General features: G+C 64.2%; 11 protein-coding genes. 9 read left to right on the plus strand and 2 right to left on the minus strand.

The features are described 5' to 3' along the window. Positions 1 to 47 precede the first annotated feature (47 nt). A complete protein-coding gene (locus NMG80_RS36635) occupies positions 48 to 2,066 on the minus strand; it encodes a thioredoxin domain-containing protein (RefSeq protein WP_254022654.1) in 2,019 nt (672 codons plus the stop codon). A 64-nt stretch (positions 2,067 to 2,130) separates the two neighbouring features. On the opposite strand from NMG80_RS36635, the gene mnmE reads away from it, so the two are divergent. The 5 genes from mnmE (at position 2,131) to NMG80_RS36660 (ending at position 8,079) form a co-directional block, all read left to right on the plus strand. Next, positions 2,131 to 3,453 carry a tRNA uridine-5-carboxymethylaminomethyl(34) synthesis GTPase MnmE gene (mnmE, locus tag NMG80_RS36640; RefSeq protein WP_254022655.1) on the plus strand — a complete coding sequence of 441 codons (1,323 nt, stop codon included), beginning with the start codon at positions 2,131 to 2,133 and terminating at the stop codon, positions 3,451 to 3,453. Between the two features lie 362 nt (positions 3,454 to 3,815). After that, on the plus strand, positions 3,816 to 5,690 hold the full coding sequence (gene mnmG, locus NMG80_RS36645; protein WP_254022656.1) for a tRNA uridine-5-carboxymethylaminomethyl(34) synthesis enzyme MnmG: 1,875 nt from the start codon (positions 3,816 to 3,818) through the stop codon (positions 5,688 to 5,690). After that, entirely contained in the window at positions 5,687 to 6,322 is a 636-nt protein-coding gene (gene rsmG / locus NMG80_RS36650; RefSeq protein WP_254022657.1) for a 16S rRNA (guanine(527)-N(7))-methyltransferase RsmG, read from the plus strand. The genes mnmG and rsmG overlap by 4 nt, the downstream gene beginning before the upstream one ends. 36 nt (positions 6,323 to 6,358) lie before the next feature. Then, a complete protein-coding gene (locus NMG80_RS36655) occupies positions 6,359 to 7,159 on the plus strand; it encodes a ParA family protein (RefSeq protein WP_084646769.1) in 801 nt (266 codons plus the stop codon). A 35-nt stretch (positions 7,160 to 7,194) separates the two neighbouring features. After that, complete coding sequence (locus tag NMG80_RS36660) at positions 7,195 to 8,079, plus strand: ParB/RepB/Spo0J family partition protein (RefSeq protein ID WP_254022658.1); 885 nt, start codon at positions 7,195 to 7,197, stop codon at positions 8,077 to 8,079. 526 nt (positions 8,080 to 8,605) lie between these two features. Here NMG80_RS36660 and holA read toward each other — a convergent pair. Beyond that, positions 8,606 to 9,649, minus strand: coding sequence for a DNA polymerase III subunit delta (gene holA, locus NMG80_RS36665; RefSeq protein WP_254022659.1), 1,044 nt, complete (start codon positions 9,647 to 9,649; stop codon positions 8,606 to 8,608). Between the two features lie 431 nt (positions 9,650 to 10,080). On the opposite strand from holA, the gene NMG80_RS36670 reads away from it, so the two are divergent. From NMG80_RS36670 to lpdA, 4 genes are all read left to right on the plus strand, one after another. Beyond that, on the plus strand, positions 10,081 to 11,313 hold the full coding sequence (locus NMG80_RS36670) for a 3-methyl-2-oxobutanoate dehydrogenase (2-methylpropanoyl-transferring) subunit alpha (RefSeq protein ID WP_254022660.1): 1,233 nt from the start codon (positions 10,081 to 10,083) through the stop codon (positions 11,311 to 11,313). A gap of 2 nt (positions 11,314 to 11,315) precedes the next feature. After that, positions 11,316 to 12,329: an alpha-ketoacid dehydrogenase subunit beta gene (locus NMG80_RS36675; RefSeq protein WP_254022661.1), complete on the plus strand. Its 1,014-nt coding sequence runs from the start codon at positions 11,316 to 11,318 to the stop codon at positions 12,327 to 12,329. A gap of 13 nt (positions 12,330 to 12,342) precedes the next feature. Next, the gene (locus tag NMG80_RS36680; RefSeq protein ID WP_254022662.1) at positions 12,343 to 13,725 is read left to right on the plus strand and encodes a dihydrolipoamide acetyltransferase family protein; all 1,383 of its coding nucleotides are present in this window, start codon (positions 12,343 to 12,345) and stop codon (positions 13,723 to 13,725) included. 354 nt (positions 13,726 to 14,079) lie between these two features. Beyond that, entirely contained in the window at positions 14,080 to 15,477 is a 1,398-nt protein-coding gene (gene lpdA / locus NMG80_RS36685; RefSeq protein WP_254022663.1) for a dihydrolipoyl dehydrogenase, read from the plus strand. Positions 15,478 to 15,514 lie beyond the last annotated feature (37 nt).

Consider the following 15,514-nt stretch of genomic DNA (forward strand, 5'->3'; position numbering starts at 1 on the left):
CAAAGGCCTCCCTGTGGGAGAAGGAGAGCCGTGCCGCATCCCCTCTCCTACCCGCGCCGCAACCGCTGCTCCAACTCCTCGGCGTCCGTTATCACCGGCAGGCAGACCTGCCCGGTGCACAGCCAGGCGCCGGGCTCCGTCGTTGGCGGCAAAACGCCGCCTGGCAGCGTTGGCAGGTTTGTTGCCGAGCCGACCGGCACGATAGTGTCGATCCGGCGCGGGTCGGGATTTCGATTCGCTACCGGAACAAGCCCGGGGTTTTCCGGATTATCCACCAGCACAAGTTTTAATGGCTCGATTGCCAAGGCACAGGCGTTGATGATGCCGGCCTGGCCATAGGCCTGATGCGCCGCGCGGCCGGCAGCGTGTTCGGCGATCTTCCAGGTCTTTTCCTGCAATTCGAGATCGCCCGAAAGCGAGGACAATCGAACCATGGCCTCGATGATCTGGCCGGTGGCTGAAGGAATGGCCTCGTCGGCATCGCCCCTGATGCGGATTGGCAGGTCGCTGCTGTCCGACGCGGTCAGATAATAGCCGGTGTTGTCCTCGTCGTGATGCCATTGGTCGAGCTGCGCGATGAATTGGCCGGCCAGTTCGGCGTAGCGCGATGTGCCGGTGGCCTCGAACAAGGAGATCGCGGCGTTAGCCATGGCGGCGTAGTCGCTCGACAGCGCCGGAAAAAGCTTCTTTGCGCCAAGCATCGAATGCGGCAGGCGGCCGTCTCGGCCAGCACTGGCAATGGCGGCAAAGGCCTGTTCCGCCGCCTCGATCCAGTCTATCCGGTTCAGAGCGCGCCCGGCTTCGGCGAGAGCCGCGATCACCAGGCCGTTCCAGTCGGTCAGGATTTTTCCGTCACGCCCGGGCCTGACGCGCTGCTCCCTGGCTGCCAGCAGTTTTTCTTTCAGCTGAATGAGCCGGTCACGATCGGCGACGCTTTGCGTTTGCTGGGCCTCAGTCTGGTGGATGATCGGCTTGCCCTCCCAACCATGCGGGCCGGAAAGCGTGAAATACTTGAAAAACAGGGATGAGTCGTCGCCGAGAGCGGTCTCTATCTCATCCCTGCTCCAGGTGTAGAACAACCCCTCCTCGCCCTCGCTGTCGGCGTCGAGGCTGGCGGCGAAGGCACCGCCATCGACGCGCATTTCGCGCAACAGCCAGTCGATCGTCTCTTCGATTCGTAACCGGAACAGTTCATTGCCGGTCGCCGCGTGGGTCCAGTTGCACAGCCGGACGAGCTGCGCGTTGTCGTAGAGCATCTTTTCGAAATGCGGGACCAGCCACTCGGCATCGGTCGAGTAGCGGCTCAGCCCGCCGCCGACATGGTCATAGATGCCGCCCGCCAGCATCTTTTCGAGGCTGAGCAGGACAGAGTCGCGGTGGGCCGTGGCGCCGTCGCGCAGCCAGGACAGCCACAGCGTCTGCATGAACGGCGCATTGGGAAATTTGGGTGCGCCGCGCAGGCCGCCCAGCTCCCTGTCGATCATGCCGTCGATGCCGTTGGCAAGTGTCGCTAGCGTGTCGCGGTCGAGCACCGCCTTGGCATGGGTGCCCGCCAGCCGCGCCTCGACATGCGTGGTCAGCCCGTCGGCGCTTTGGTTAACGCCTTCTTTCTTCTCCCGCCACGCCTTGTCGACCGCCTCCAGCACCTGGACGAAGCCCGGGCGGCCATAACGGGCCTCGCGCGGAAAATAGGTGCCGCCCCAGAAAGGTTTTCCGTCCGGCGTCAAAAACATGGTCAGCGGCCAACCGCCCTGCTCGCCCATCGCGGACAGTGCCGCCATATAGATCTGGTCGATGTCCGGCCGCTCCTCGCGATCGACCTTGATATTGACGAACAGACGGTTCATGACGGCGGCGACGTCGTCGTTCTCGAAGCTTTCGTGCGCCATGACATGGCACCAGTGGCAGGCGGCGTAGCCGACCGAGAGCAGGATCGGCCGCTCGAGCGTCCTTGCTTCGGCGAGCGATGCTTGCGACCAGGCCCGCCAATGCACGGGGTTGCCGCTGTGCTGCTGCAGATAGGGGCTGGCCTCTTCGGCAAGCAGGTTTTTCGCGGGCAACGTCACTGTCGATAACTCGGCAATCTGTCGGTGAACAAGCGAAGCTAGGGCGGTTGTGCTGGGTCGGCAAATGATTTCAGGTAATTCCATTGTTGCCCTGTCGAGCGGCCGCCTGCCCGCCGGTGTAGCCGTGATCCGCATTTCCGGCCCGCAAAGTCGATTCGTCGTTGAAACGATTGCCGGTTCCATGGTTCAGGACCGTGTTGCCTCCTATCGCCAGTTCAGGGCGCCCGACGGATCGGTGCTCGACAGCGGGCTGGTCGTTTTCTTTGCCGGCCCAAACAGCTTTACCGGCGAAGATATCGCCGAGTTCCACGTCCATGGCGGGCGCGCCGTGGTGGCGAAGATGCTGGAGGTGATCGCCGGTGTCGACGACGTCAGGCATGCCGAGCCGGGCGAGTTCACCCGCCGCGCCTTTCTCAACGGCAAAGTCGATCTGGTCGAGACCGAGGCGCTGGCCGATCTCGTCAATGCCGAGACCGAGGCGCAGCGGCGCTTTGCCGTGCAGAATGCGGAAGGCGTGCAGAGCGAACTCTACCTCAACTGGCGCCGACGGCTGATTCATGCGCGGGCGATGATCGAGGCGGAAATCGATTTTGCCGACGAAGACGATGTGCCCGGTTCCGTTGCAGAGACGGTCTGGTCGGACATCCGGGCGATGATTGGCGAGTTCGAGCGTCATGTCCAAGGTTTCCGGGCGGCCGAAATCATCCGCGACGGGTTCGAGGTCGTCATTCTTGGTGCGCCGAATGCCGGCAAATCAAGCCTGTTCAATGCGCTGGCTCGTCGCGAGGCGGCGATTGTCACTGAGGAGCCCGGCACGACCCGCGATCTGCTTGAAGTGGTGCTGGACCTGGAGGGTTTACGGGTAAGGATAACCGATACCGCCGGCCTGCGCGAGACGCCTGGCAGGATCGAGGCGATCGGCATCGAAAAGGCAAGAGGCAAGGCCGGGACTGCCGATTTGTTGCTCGTGCTGGAGGATATGGTGGAGCCGGTCCCCATCGGCACAGTAACACCCGATGTCCCGGCATTGAAGATCGGGACGAAGGTTGATTTGCTGCGGGATGTATCGATTGCGGCGCGCTACGACGTGGCAATCTCGACCAGGGACGGCACGGGACTGGCGGAATTGCTGGCGGAGATCGCCCATCGCGCCGCAGCGCAGGTCGGCCAGGCCGGCGATATTCTGCCGTCGCGGCTGCGGCACGTCGAACTTCTCAACGAGACGAAGCGCTTCCTGGTTGCGGCAGTGGCAGGGGATGAGCGCGCGCAGGAGCTGAGGGCCGAGGAATTGCGGCTGGCGGCGGATAGGCTTGGCCGGATCGTCGGGGCCGTCGATGTCGAGGACATGCTGGATGTGATTTTCTCTCAGTTCTGCATCGGCAAGTGACTCACGTGAAACATTGGAGTGGGAATGGGTACCGGTGATTCACGTGAAACACCACGGGGTCAGGACGAAGGCATTGTTTCACGTGAAACGATCCGCCAGGGCAATCGCCCCATTCTAGGTTCCGGGCAATGTGCGGCACTCCCTTCTCCCCTTGTGAGAGAAGGTGGCCGAGCGAAGCTCGGTCGGATGAGGGGTGCTCCAGCTTGGCACCGACGACAATCCGTCCAACCCCTCAACCGTCTTGGCGCTGCGCGCCAATCCACCTTCTCCCACAAGGGGAGAAGGAAAGAAGGCGCCAGGTGTTCTTGACAGCGCGCGCCTCCCGGCACATGTGTCGTTCAACCTGATTCTGGAATACGGAAATGACCGATCACTATGATGTGGTGGTGGTGGGGGGCGGCCATGCTGGTTGCGAGGCGGCCAGTGCTGCCGCTCGCGCTGGCGCGAAGACCGCCTTGGTGACGCTGCGCTTCGAGACGATCGGTGTTATGTCCTGCAATCCGGCGATCGGCGGGCTCGGCAAGGGGCATCTGGTTCGCGAGATCGACGCCATGGACGGGCTGATGGGGCGCGTCGCCGATGCGGCCGGCATCCAGTTCCGTTTGCTCAACCGCCGCAAGGGCCCGGCAGTTCGCGGGCCGCGCACGCAAGCCGACAGAAAACTCTATCGGCTTGCGATGCAAGCGGCGATTCGCGAACAGGCGGGTCTCGACGTGGTCGAGGGCGAGGTCCTGGATTTCGAAATCGCCAATGGGCACCTGGTGGCGGTGCTGTTGGCGGATGGCCGCCGGCTTGCCTGCGGCGCCGTGGTGCTGACCACCGGCACTTTCCTGCGCGGGCTGATCCATATCGGCGAGAAGAAGATCGTTGCCGGCCGCATGAACGAGCAGGCCAGCCTTGGCCTGTCGGCGACGATGAGCCGCGCCGGCTTCAAGCTTGGGCGGCTGAAGACCGGCACGCCGCCGCGGCTGGACGGGCGAACGATCGATTGGGCCTCGCTGGAAAGCCAGGCGGCGGATGACGACCCGGTGCCGTTCTCGCTGATGTCCGACCGCATCGACAATCCGCAGATCCATTGCGGCATCACGCGCACGACGGCAGCGACACATGAGCTGATCCGCGCCAATCTGGGCCGTTCCGCGATGTATTCCGGATCGATCGAAGGGGTGGGACCGCGCTACTGCCCGTCGATCGAGGACAAGATCGTCAAGTTCGGCGACCGCGAAGGTCACCAGATTTTTCTCGAGCCGGAAGGGCTGGACGACGACACCGTCTACCCGAATGGCATTTCGACCTCGCTGCCGGAGGATGTGCAACTCGACATTCTAAAAACCATTCCGGGCCTTGACCGCGCCACCATGCTGCAGCCCGGCTATGCCATCGAGTACGACCATGTCGATCCGCGCGAACTCAAGCCGACGCTCGAAACCAAGCGGATCGCCGGTCTTTTTCTGGCCGGCCAGATCAACGGTACCACAGGTTACGAGGAGGCCGGGGCGCAAGGGTTGTTGGCCGGCCTCAACGCCGCGCGCAAAACGTCGGCAAACGATCAGATCGTGCTTAGCCGCACCGAGGCCTATATCGGGGTGATGGTCGACGATCTGACCAGCCGTGGCATCGCCGAACCGTATCGCATGTTCACTTCGCGGGCCGAGTTCCGGCTGTCGCTGCGGGCCGACAATGCCGATGAGCGGCTGACGCCGCTGGCGATGAAGCTCGGGATCGCCTCGCAGGAGCGGATGCAACGGTTTAGCGTAGTCGTGCAGGATCTTGAAAAGGCGAGGGACCTTGCGCTTGGCACGACCATGACCCCGAACGAGGCGGCGCGTCATGGGCTGGAGATCAACCGGGATGGGGTGCGCCGCTCGGCCTATGAGTTGCTGGCCTATCCCGGCGTCGACGTCGCCTGGTTGGCCCGAATCGCCCCGCAGTTTGCGGCAATTGCCAGCAAAACGGCTGAACGCCTTGAAACGGAAGCGAAATATTCGGTCTATCTCGATCGCCAGCAGGCTGACGTCACGCAGATCAGGCATGAGGAGAGCCGATTGATCCCGGCGTCACTCGATTTTGCTGCCGTTCCGGGCCTGTCCAACGAGCTGAAACAAAAAATGCTGGCGCGGCAGCCGCGCTCGATCGCCGATGCGCAGCGTATGGAAGGTATGACGCCGGCGGCGCTGGCGATCATCGTCGTGCATGTCCGCAACGCCGAGGCTGCCGCGCGAAGGAATGTTGCGTGAGCGCTGCCTCATGGGCGAGCCTGCAAGCGGCTGCCGGTCCGGTTTCACGTGAAACATTCGAACGCCTGGTAGAGTTCGAGACGGTCTTTCAGAAATGGAACCGCCGGATAAACCTGGCGGCGCAATCGACGCAGGACGATGTCTGGCGCCGCCACATCCTCGACAGCGCGCAACTGGCGCGAATCAAACCAGACGCGAGGCGCTGGGTCGATCTTGGCTCCGGCGGCGGTTTTCCCGGCCTGGTGCTGGCGTTCCTGCTTGCCGAACGTGACGGCGCCAGCATCGAACTGGTTGAAAGCAACCGGAAAAAAGCATCGTTCCTGCAAGCGATCGTCGGCCAGTTCAACCTGCCGGCCAGGGTCATCGCACGGCGCATCGACGAGGCCTATCCGTTTGTTTCAGCACCGCAAATCGTCACGGCCAGAGCGCTGGCGTCGCTTCCGGTGTTGCTCGAGCTGTCGGCGCCGTGGCTGACGACGGGCGCGCGCGGCCTGTTCCACAAAGGCCGGGATTACCGCGCCGAATTGGCAGAAAGCGCTCAACGATGGTCGTTCGATCTGGTAGAACATGCCAGCGCGACCGACGCTCATGGCGTCATCCTCGAACTGTCTGATTTGCGCCAACTGACTTAGATCGGCGACCTCGGCATGAATTTCTGGCATAGACCCATGATGAAGAATGGCCCCCGAATCATCACCGTAGCCAACCAGAAGGGCGGCGTCGGCAAGACGACGACGGCCATCAACCTGGCTACGGCGCTGGCGGCGATCGGCGAGCGGGTGCTGATCGTCGATCTCGATCCGCAAGGCAATGCCAGCACAGGTCTCGGCATCGACCGGCGCGACCGCACCGTCTCGTCCTACGACGTGCTGACCGGCGAGCTCGATCTTGAAGCGGCGGCGATCCCGACGGCGGTGCCGGGCCTGTCGATCGTGCCGTCGACGCTTGACCTGCTCGGCATCGAGATGGAGATCGCCTCGGCGCCCGACCGGGTGCTGCGGCTGCGCAACGCCTTGCGCGCCTCGGCCGAGCGCTCTGCAAATTTTGGCTATGTGCTGATCGATTGCCCGCCTTCGCTCAACCTTCTGACGCTCAACTCGATGGCGGCGGCCGATTCGGTGCTGGTGCCGCTGCAATGCGAATTCTTCGCGCTGGAAGGCTTGAGCCAGCTGCTGGAAACGGTCGAGCAGGTCCGCCGCTCGATCAATCCGGAGCTGACGATCCAGGGCATCGTGCTGACCATGTTCGACGGGCGCAACAACCTCGCCAACCAGGTGGTGCAGGATGTGCGGGCGCATATGGGCGACAAGGTTTATGAAACCGTCATCCCGCGCAATGTGCGCGTCTCCGAGGCGCCGTCTTACGGCAAGCCGGCGATCCTCTACGACCTCAAATGCTCCGGCAGCCAGGCCTATCTGCAGCTTGCCTCCGAGGTGATCCGCCGCGAGCGCAAACTGCGCGCCGCTTAGAAGCCGAATTGATACCGAAACGATCTGGACAGACGATGAGCGAAGACCTTTCGAGAAAACGACTGGGGCGGGGACTGGCGGCGCTGATCGGCGAAATCGATCGTCCGGCAGCAGTGGAAAAGCAGGGCATGAATGCCGACGGCAAGGTGCCGATCGAGTTCCTGAGCCCGAACCCAAGGAACCCGCGCCGGCATTTTGGCGACGCCGACTTGACCGATCTTGCCCAGTCGATCCGCGAACATGGCGTGGTGCAGCCGGTGGTGGCGCGGCCATCGCCGACGCAAGCCGGCCGCTACGAGATCATCGCCGGCGAGCGGCGCTGGCGCGCGGCGCAGCGCGCCGGACTGAGCGAGATCCCGATCATCGTGCGCGATGTCAACGATCGCACCGCGCTCGAGCTGGCGATCATCGAAAACGTCCAGCGCACCGACCTCAATCCGGTCGAGGAGGCGGTGGGCTACCAGCAGCTGATCGACGATCACGGCTACACCCAGGCTGATCTCGGCCAGGTGATCGGCAAGAGCCGCAGCCATGTCGCCAACACGCTGCGGCTGTTGAAGCTGCCGGACGTGATTCGTGACATGCTGGTCGACGGCGCGCTGTCGGCCGGCCACGCCCGTACGTTGGTGACGGCGCAAGATCCGGCGGGTCTGGCCAAGCGCATCGTCGAGGACGGGCTTTCGGTGCGCCAGGCCGAGGCACTGGCGCAGATGCCGGCGGGTGCGCCGACGGTGAAGCGACAGCCTGCAGCACCGGTGCAAAAGGATGCTGATACGCGGGCGCTGGAAAAGCTGATGACCGACACGATCGGCATGTTCGTCACGATCGAGCACAACGAGCGCGGCGGCGTGATCAGCGTCGCCTATCGGACGCTGGAGCAGCTCGATGAGCTTTGCCGGCGGTTGAAGCAAGAGCAGTAGTGCCTTAGCCGGCAAAGTGTGTCGGGAATCTACTTGTGCGAGGGCACGCACCCTCAGATCTTACTGCTCCAGCGTCCGCGCCGCCCCTCACCTGCCTGCCGGCATCCTCTCCCCATAGCGACGGGAGAGGGGGCTGTCATCGACGGTTTCGCCAATCACCAACGTTGATGAAAAGGTGCCGAGGCTGCGGCCGGCCTCTTTCTCCCCCGTTTACGGGGAGAAATGCCCGGCAGGGCAATGAGGGGCGGCGCAAGCATCGACAACTGCTGGCCTCCAAATTGGAGTTTTGTCTGGGCTGACGCTCTCATCGAAGATTAATGACTATTGTGGCGGCAATCGCGAAGACGGCGAAGCCCACGAATATCAGTTTGAATATAATAATGGCGACGCCTGAAATCCTGACGACCAAATCAGCCCGTCGATTGAGTTCTTCGGGATCAGTGGTCGGATTAAGAACGCGAGCTTGAGTCACTCTGACAGGTTGAGCTTTGGTTTCTTCTTTTCCACGAAACCTCCTTACAAGCCGCTACCTCTGCGCCAACCTGGCACTCTCCACGGCAATGCCGAGCAGCGCCTGCCGGGCCAGCGCGACCGAGAGGTCCGGCCGCCGCCGCGTCTGCAGGACCGCCATCTGCAAGCGGTTGAGCCCGCGGCCAAGCGCCTCGCTGCTCCAGCGTTCGAGAGCTTTTTCGACCAGCTTGCGCCGCGCGAAAAAAACCGGTGGGCGCGCCGCGGCGACGACCGAAGCGGCGTTGCGGCCGCCGGCGTCCATCAGGCCGCGCATTGCCTGGATCGCCTGCAGCTGCCGCATCGCCGACGACAGCACCAGAAAAGCCTGGCCGCCGGACTGGCAGTGACGGGTGAAGGCGATGTCGAAGTCGCCGACCTTGCCTTCGAGCAAGGCATCGACGGCGTCGTCGAAGGACAGGCCGGAGACGTCGCCCGACGTTGCCTTGACGTCGTCGAGGCCGATTTCGCTCTGGCCGTGGGCATAGAGCACCAGCTTTAAGATCTCGCCGCGCGAGGCCAGCCGGTCACCACCGAGGTTGCGGCGCAGCACCTGGCGGGCCTCCAGCGTCATCGACATGCCGGCCTTGCGCAATTCGTCGTCGATGACCGTATCGATGTCCCGCGCCTCGTCGGCGTAGCACGGCAGCGCCATGGCGATGTCCGCCGCCTCGACGATGGCGCGCAGCCCGACGCCCTTCTTCAGGTCGCCGGCCTCGATCAGGATGATGGCATCACGCGGCGGCTCCGCGGTCAGCGCCTTGACGTCGTCGGCTAGCGCCTTCTGGCCGGACGCATTGCGCACCCAGAGCAGGCGCCGGTCCGAAAACATCGGCACGGTGCGTGCCTCGTCGAGCAGGCGGCCCTCGTCGCGATCGACTTCCGAACCGTCCAGCCTGACCACAGAGAACGGATCGTCGAGCGGCAGGCCGGTTTTGCCGGCAAAGGCGCGGGCGCGCTCGGCGACCAGCCCGCGGTCGGGCCCGTAGAGCAGGACAATCGAGACACGCGGCTCCGGCCGCGCCAACCACGAATCGACCTCGTAACCTTTCTTCTGTGCCATGGATTATAGGTTAGCATGATGCGGGCGCGGGGTGAACGGCGCCGCTCCTCCTTTCCTTCTCCCCTTGTGGGAGAAGGTGGATTGGCGCAGCGCCAAGACGGAAGAGGGGTGTTGGACGGAGTGCCGTCCTTGCCAAGCTGGAACACCCCTCATCCGACCGAGCTTCGCTCGGCCACCTTCTCCCACAACAAGGGGAGAAGGAGGCGCCGTGCGAGGCCTCAATCCGACGCATTGTCTTATCTGGCGGGAAACCCGGCGCAATCGTGCGCCAAATTGCGCGTGGCGGTGGAAGATCGACAAGAAATTTCGCCGACATATCTGCATCTTGGCTGCGGGGCAGCAGCAGCAGTTGCAAAGCCTTGCCCGACGAATTGGCACTGGTCTGCCGGTGTGCAAGTATCGCGCCGGGTAACACGGGAGAGACGAAGGTCATGGCCGATGCGGGAATGTTGCGCTTCCATGTGCCGGAGCCCGAGGTGCGGCCGGGCGGGACGCCGGATTTCTCCAATGTGACCATCGCCAAGGCCGGCTCGGTGCCGCGTCCCGAGATCGATGTCGATCCGCGTGATATCCGCGATCTGGCGTTTTCGATCATCCGTGTGCTCAACCGCGCCGGCGAAGCGGTTGGGCCGTGGGCCGGGCTGCTTTCCGACGACGAGCTGCTGGAAGGCCTGCGCCATATGATGACGCTGCGCAGCTTCGACGCGCGGATGCAGATGGCGCAGCGCCAGGGCAAGACCTCTTTTTACATGCAGCATCTGGGCGAGGAGGCGGTGAGCTGCGCCTTCCGCAAGGCGCTCGCACCGGGTGACATGAACTTTCCGACCTATCGGCAGGCCGGCCTGCTCATCGCGGACGGCTATCCGATGGTCACGATGATGAACCAGATCTATTCGAACGAGGCCGATCCGCTGAAGGGACGGCAACTGCCGATCATGTATTCGTCGAAGGAGCACGGCTTTTTCTCGATCTCCGGCAATCTGGCGACGCAATATATCCAGGCGGTCGGCTGGGCGATGGCTTCGGCGATCAGCAATGATTCGAAGATCGCCGCCGCCTGGATCGGCGACGGCTCGACAGCCGAGTCCGATTTTCATTCGGCGCTGGTGTTCGCCTCGACCTACAAGGCGCCGGTCGTGCTCAACGTCGTTAACAACCAGTGGGCGATCTCGACCTTTCAGGGCATCGCCCGCGGCGGCTCCGGCACATTTGCCGCCCGCGGCCTCGGCTTCGGCATTCCATCGTTGCGGGTCGACGGCAACGATTATCTCGCCGTCCACGCGGTGGCCAAATGGGCGGCGGAGCGGGCGCGGAAAAATCTCGGGCCGACGCTGGTCGAATATGTCACCTATCGGGTCGGCGCGCATTCGAGCTCAGATGATCCGTCGGCCTACCGGCCGAAGGCCGAATCCGACGCCTGGCCGCTCGGCGACCCGATCGTCAGGCTGAAGAACCACCTCATCCAGCGCGGTGTCTGGTCGGACCAGCGCCACACCCAAGCCGAGGCGGAAATTCTCGAAACGGTGATCGCGGCGCAACGGGAGGCCGAGCGCCACGGCACGCTGCATGCCGGCGGCAAGCCCTCGGCGCGTGACATGTTCGAGGGCGTCTATGCCGAGATGCCGCCGCATCTCAGGCGCCAGCGCCAGCAGGCCGGGGTCTGACCATGCCAAGACGGACCATGATCGAGGCGATCCGCGACGCCATGGACGTCTCGATGGCGCGCGACGAACGCGTCATCGTGTTTGGCGAGGATGTCGGCTTTTTCGGCGGCGTCTTCCGCTGCACGCAAGGCCTGCAGGCGAAATACGGCAAGAGCCGCTGCTTTGATGCGCCGATCAGCGAATCCGGCATCGTCGGCTCTGCCATCGGCATGGCCGCCTACGGCCTGAAACCTTGCGTCGAGGTGCAGTTTGCCGACTATGTTTACCCGGCCTATGACCAGATCGTCTCGGAGGCGGCGCGGCTGCGCTATCGCTCGAACGGCGATTTCACCTGCCCGATCGTAGTGCGGATGCCGACCGGCGGCGGCATTTTTGGCGGCCAGACCCACAGCCAGAGCCCGGAGGCTCTGTTCACGCATGTCTCCGGCCTGAAGGTCGTCGTGCCGTCCAATCCGCATGACGCCAAGGGCCTTTTGATTGCGGCGATAGAGGATCCCGATCCGGTGATCTTCCTGGAGCCGAAGCGGCTCTACAACGGTCCCTTCGACGGTCATCACGAGCGCCCGGTGACGCCGTGGTCGAAGCACGAGCTCGGCGAGGTCGCCGACGGGCATTACACGGTCCCGCTCGGCAAGGCGGTGATCCGTCGGCCGGGCGCCGCCGTCACCGTGCTGGCCTACGGCACGATGGTCTTTGTCGCCGAGGCGGCGGCCGAGGAGACCGGCATCGACGCCGAGATCATCGATCTCCGGACGCTGCTGCCGCTCGATCTCGAGACGATCGTCGACTCGGTCAACAGGACAGGCCGCTGCGTGATCGTGCACGAGGCGACGCTGACATCCGGCTTCGGCGCCGAGCTGTCGGCGCTGGTGCAGGAGCACTGCTTCTACCAACTGGAAGCGCCCGTAGTGCGGGTCGCCGGCTGGGATACGCCCTATCCGCATGCGCAGGAGTGGGACTATTTTCCCGGCCCGGCCCGGCTCGGCCGCGCGCTCGTCGAAACGATGGAAGCCTAAAGGGGGCCTGACGATGGGCGAATATGTGATCAAGCTGCCCGATGTCGGCGAAGGCGTCGCCGAGGCCGAGCTGGTCGAGTGGCAGGTCAAGGTCGGCGATCTCGTGCGCGAGGACGCGGTGCTTGCCGCCGTCATGACCGACAAGGCGACGGTCGAGATTCCTTCGCCAGTCGACGGCGAGATCGTCTGGCTGGGTGCGGAGATCGGCGACACAGTGGCGATCGGCTCGCCGATCGTACGCTTGAAAGTGGCCGGCGAGGGCAATGTTGTCGCGGGCACGAAATCGCCGGAAGGCACGGCTGAAGTTACCCCCACCCCTAACCCCTCCCCACAAGGGGGAGGGGGACGAGCTTCGGCTCCCAAGGCCGAAGCCAAACCAGCCACACCTTTGCCCGAAAGAGCTTCGGTGCGCGAAAGTGAGCCGGTGACGGAATCCCCCTCCCCCTTGTGGGGAGGGGCTAGGGGTGGGGGTACTGCGGTCGGTGGGGGGCCTGCATCCGTTGCCGCGCCGCGCCCCGAAGGTGAAAAGCCGCTGGCCTCGCCGGCCGTCCGCCTCAGGGCAAAAGAGGCCGGCGTCGATCTCCGACAGGTCAGGGGAAGCGGCCCGGCCGGCCGCATTCTGCACGAGGACATCGACGCCTTCCTGGCGCGCGGACCGCAGCTTGCCAAGGTCTCCGGCCTCGCCCGCAACGAGGCCGTCGAGGACATCAAAATCATCGGGCTCAGGCGCAAGATCGCCGAGAAGATGGCGCTGGCCAAGTCGCGCATCCCGCACATCACCTATGTCGAGGAGATCGACGTTACGGCATTGGAGGATTTGCGCGCGGCGCTCAACAAGGAGAAGCGCAGCGGCGTGGAGCGGCCGAAGCTGACGCTGCTGCCGTTCTTGATGCGGGCGATGGTCAAGGCGATCGCCGACCAGCCCAATATCAACGCGCTGTTCGACGACGAGGCCGGGATCGTCCACCAGCATGGCGGCGTTCATATCGGCATTGCCGCGCAGACGCCTTCGGGGCTGGTGGTGCCGGTGGTCAAGCACGCCGAGGCACGCGACATCTGGGACTGCGCCGCCGAGGTTTTCAGGCTGGCCGAGGCGGCCAGATCAGGCGCGGCGGCGCGCGACGAGCTGTCGGGATCGACGATCACCATCACCTCGCTCGGCGCCATGGGCGGCGTGGCGACGACGCCGGTGATCAATCATCCGGAAGTGGCGATCCTCGGCGTCAACAAGATGATGATGCGGCCGGTGTGGGACGGCACCCAGTTCATGCCGCGCAAGATGATGAACCTGTCCTCCAGCTTCGACCATCGCGTCATCGACGGCTGGGACGCCGCGGTGTTTATTCAACGGATCAAGACGCTGCTGGAGACCCCGGCACTGATTTTTGTGGATTGAGGCCGTGGCCAGGAGATTTGACTCTTTGACTGAGTCTGAACGGGACTATGAACGGTCGCTGCCGGCCAGCCCCCAGCCGCCAATCTCAAACACTGGCGGTTGGCTGCGGGCCACCCTGGCTTCGTCATCCTCGGGCTTGACCCGAGGATCCATGCCGCGACCAGTGCCGAATGGCGCCGCGGAGCAGAATTCTGCACCGCCGCGACGCTTTGATGTAACGGCATGGATCCCAGGGTCTTCGCGACGTCGCTTCGCTCCTGCTTCGCGCTGGGATGACGAAGGGAGGGACGTTTCGGCTAATCTCCAAGGCTGCAGATTTGCCAGACCTGACGCGGCGACAATTAAGGTGCCATGATGAAGGAAATATTCTGCAAGCTGCTCGTCATCGGCGCCGGTCCGGGCGGCTATGTCTGCGCCATCCGCGCCGGCCAACTCGGCATCGACACGGTGATCGTCGAGTTCGGCAAGCCGGGCGGCACCTGCCTCAATGTCGGCTGCATTCCGTCCAAGGCGCTGATCCATGCGGCCGAGGAGTTCGAGAAGACCTCGCACATGGCGAGCGGCAAGAGCCCGCTGGGCATTTCAATCGCCACGCCGTCGATTGATCTCGAAGCGACCACTGCCTGGAAGGATGGTATCGTTAGCCGGCTGAATAGCGGCGTTGCCGGCCTGCTCAAGAGGGCCGGAGTCAAGACCGTGCATGGCTGGGCGAAATTCCGCGACGGCAAGACCGTCGAGGTCCAGACCGAGACCGGCATGCAGGTGGTCCGCGCCGAGATGGTGGTGATCGCGACCGGCTCGGCGCCGGTCGAGCTGCCGTTCCTGCCGTTTGGCGGCGCGGTGATCTCGTCGACCGAAGCGCTGGCGCTGAGCGAAGTGCCGGAAAGGCTTGCCGTCGTCGGCGGCGGCTATATCGGGCTCGAGCTCGGCATTGCCTTCGCCAAACTGGGCGCCAAGGTGAGCGTGGTCGAGGCCTTGCCGCGCGTGCTGGCGCAATATGATGCCGAGCTGACCCGGCCGGTGGTGAAGCGGCTCACCGAACTCGGCGTCGAGGTGCTTGTCGGCGCCAAGGCCAAGGGCCTGTCGAGCAAGGGCGATGCTTTGCTGGTCGAAACGGGCAACGGCAGGAATGCCAAGATCGCCGCCGACAGGATCCTGGTCACCGTCGGGCGCAAGCCGGTGATCGAAGACTGGGGGCTGGAGCAGATCGACCTCGCTATGGCCGGTAAATTCATCCGCATCGACGACCAGTGCCGCACCTCGATGCGCGGCATCTTTGCCATTGGCGACGTCACCGGCGAGCCGATGCTGGCGCACCGGGCGATGGCCCAAGGCGAAATGGTCGCCGAGATCGTCGCCGGCCACAAGCGCAGCTGGGACAAGCGCTCAATTCCCGCCATCTGCTTCACCGATCCGGAGCTGGTCACCGCAGGCCTGTCGCCGGAGGAGGCCAAGAGGCTTGGCGGCGAGATCAAGGTCGGGCTGTTTCCGTTCGCCGCCAACGGCCGCGCGATGACCAAGATGAGTGAGGATGGCTTCGTTCGGGTCGTCGCCCGCGCCGACAACCATCTGGTGCTCGGCATCCAGGCGGTCGGCCAGGGCGTGTCGGAACTGTCGACGGCGTTCGGCCTGGCGCTGGAGATGGGCGCGCGGCTGGAGGACATCGCCGGCACCATCCATGCCCACCCGACACAGGGCGAGGGTTTTCAGGAGGCGGGGCTGAAGGCGCTTGGGCATGCGCTGCATGTTTGAGGGCGGGTGATCTCCCCCCTTGAGGGCAGGGCTATCG

Source organism: Mesorhizobium escarrei, assembly GCF_935825525.1.
Lineage (GTDB): Bacteria > Pseudomonadota > Alphaproteobacteria > Rhizobiales > Rhizobiaceae > Mesorhizobium > Mesorhizobium escarrei.